This window comes from Onishia niordana (genome assembly GCF_004798965.1).
In the GTDB taxonomy this organism is placed as follows: Bacteria; Pseudomonadota; Gammaproteobacteria; order Pseudomonadales; family Halomonadaceae; genus Onishia; species Onishia niordana.
Map to the genome: position 1 here is coordinate 1 of NZ_SDSD01000041.1, position 321 is coordinate 321.

General features: G+C 42.1%; 1 protein-coding gene. It reads left to right on the plus strand.

The genetic code is table 11. The features are described from left to right. Positions 1 to 321 (plus strand): MATE family efflux transporter (locus tag ETC27_RS17870; protein ID WP_205742770.1); only part of this gene is annotated, 321 nt, incomplete at both ends.

The window sequence follows — 321 nt, forward strand, 5'->3', positions numbered from 1 at the left end:
GGGTGCGCTCTTATTTATTAGGGATATGAAATCTACAAAAGAAATATTAAAATTTGCGCTCCCAGCCGTAGTTGAGAATTTTCTGCAGATGCTGGTGGGGATTAGTGATACCTTTTTAGTCACCCGAATTGGACTCACAGCTGTAGCAGGTGTGTCACTAGCCAATAATATTATCACCGTTTATCAGGCCGTTTTCATAGCTTTAGGGACAATTTTATCAAGCTTCCTTGCACGTGAAATGTCAAAGAAAATGGTGAACGCAGGGGTAAAGCTCACTGCATTACTGGGAGGGACTATTGGGATTCTTACGGCTCTTTTTGC